A 1,745-nucleotide genomic window follows, 5' to 3' on the forward strand; every position below is an offset into this window, starting at 1 on the left:
GGGGTGGGTTGCAGGCGTTGTATCTGACCGGTGGTTCGTCGCGGATCCCGTATGTGCATCGGCGGTTGGCGGAGCTCGGTCCGATCGCGACGTTGGACGACCCGAAAACGGTGGTGGCCAAGGGCGCGGCGGGGTTCGTCTCCGGCGGACGCGCCACCGACGCCGCCGCGTATCTCGCGACGGAGGCCTTCTCGCGCGAGCAGTCGCGTACTCCGATTCCCTCGCCGATGTTCGCCGGAGCCCGGAACCCGGTCCCGGCTCAGGGGCAAGGCCCGGTCCCGGTTCCCGGACCGCGAAAGTCCCGCACGCCGCTCGTGTTCGCGGGTGTCGCGGTCGCCGCGCTCCTCGCCGCGGTGGGAGTGTTCGTCGTGGTCGACGGGGGTGATACACCGGCCGCTGCTGCCGCATCCACGGCAGACACGGCAGCGGCGCAGGTCGGTGCGCCGCCCGCGACCGCGGACTCCGCTTACATCAGTGAGGCACCCGAGGACGTTCTCGGGTTGCTGCCCGCGAAGCTGATCACCTCGTCGTCGTCGTGCGACAAGTCGGGTTTCAGTTCCGAAGGTGCCCTGCAGATGCGGTGTGTCGTGACGTCGGATTCGAGTGTCGGGAAGGCGATGGGGCTCGCGGAGGACGACGATCAGTGGGTCACCGCGTGGCGCGACGATCAGTACGCTCGCTCCAACTTCATCCGGTACCGGGACCGGCCGTACACCGGGTACGGAAGCGTCCTGACCTCCTCGGGTGACCGCATCGTCAGCTACAACAAGGACGAGTCCTACAGTTCCGGGTTCGAGGCCATCGACAAGACGACGGGGCTGGTTCTGACGTTCTCGGCCGATTCCATCGAGCAGGGCTTCACCCTGTCGACCGAACTCGGCTTCGCCGACGCCTGACGCGCACCTCGATGTCGTTGCGGACGACGTCATCGCGGCTGCGTCGTCGATGGTGAGCCGAGACAAGCATTGTCGGCCGCGTCCCGGCCGGCGTGCCAGCCGCCGGCGTCGACGGTGCGGGTGCGGGTGGACCGGGTGGTCGGGAACAGGCGGCGGAACTCGGCCTCGACCGCCTCGGATCGGCGTGTCAGGATCGGAGCGAGTGTCGTCACCGGCAGGTTCGCGTCCGCCGCGGCCTCGACGGTGGCGCGGGCGTCGGCCTCCCGTAAGCGTTCCCCGATCCGCCCGGCATAGCCGGTGAGGAACGCCCGCCGATACGCGGTGACGCCACCTCCGGTCCGGCCGCCGGTTCCGGCTGTGGACATCGCGCGGGTCGCCTGCACGAGCAGTGAACCGAACAACAACTCGATCTGGTGCAGTTCGACGTCGCCGCCGACGACCGTGGCGATGCCGATCTTCGAGAACCACACCGTGCGGGCCCGGTTGGCGCTTCCGATCGCGGTGAGCAGCAGGACCTTCTCGTTGGCATAGGGGTTGTCCAGGTGCAGTCGAAGCCCGCGGATGCCGGATGGTTCGTCGCCGGCGAGCAGTGCCGCGCTCACCGCGTAGCGGGTGACGAGTTCCTGGGCTTTCGCCGTGAGGGTTTCGGCTTCCTCGGGGAAGTCGGTGGACTCGGCCTTCGCAAGCAGCGCGCGGATGCGGTCGAGAATTCGGGGGGCCGGGATGGTGCCGATACTGCCGGTGCGCACCGTCGGCCAGTGCGACGGCGGCGGCGTCAGGAGGGTGAACCGCGGTAGCTACTTCCAGGTGAAGGCCAGACCCGTCACCTGGAATCGGGTGATGTCCGGT

The 1,745-nt window shown here is 68.8% G+C and carries 1 protein-coding gene and 1 pseudogene; one reads left to right on the top strand and one right to left on the bottom strand.

Annotated elements, in window-relative coordinates:
* Nucleotides 1-896: pseudogene (locus tag WAX14_RS07445) on the top strand (Hsp70 family protein); the annotation flags it as partial.
* Between the two features lie 29 nt (nucleotides 897-925).
* Here the strand turns inward: WAX14_RS07445 and WAX14_RS07450 are convergent.
* Nucleotides 926-1,645, bottom strand: coding sequence for a DUF2786 domain-containing protein (locus tag WAX14_RS07450; protein ID WP_422627454.1), 720 nt, complete (start codon nucleotides 1,643-1,645; stop codon nucleotides 926-928).
* Between the last annotated feature and the right edge of the window lie 100 nt (nucleotides 1,646-1,745).

Source organism: Rhodococcus sp. (in: high G+C Gram-positive bacteria) (genome assembly GCF_049299235.1).
Taxonomy (GTDB): domain Bacteria; phylum Actinomycetota; class Actinomycetes; order Mycobacteriales; family Mycobacteriaceae; genus Rhodococcus.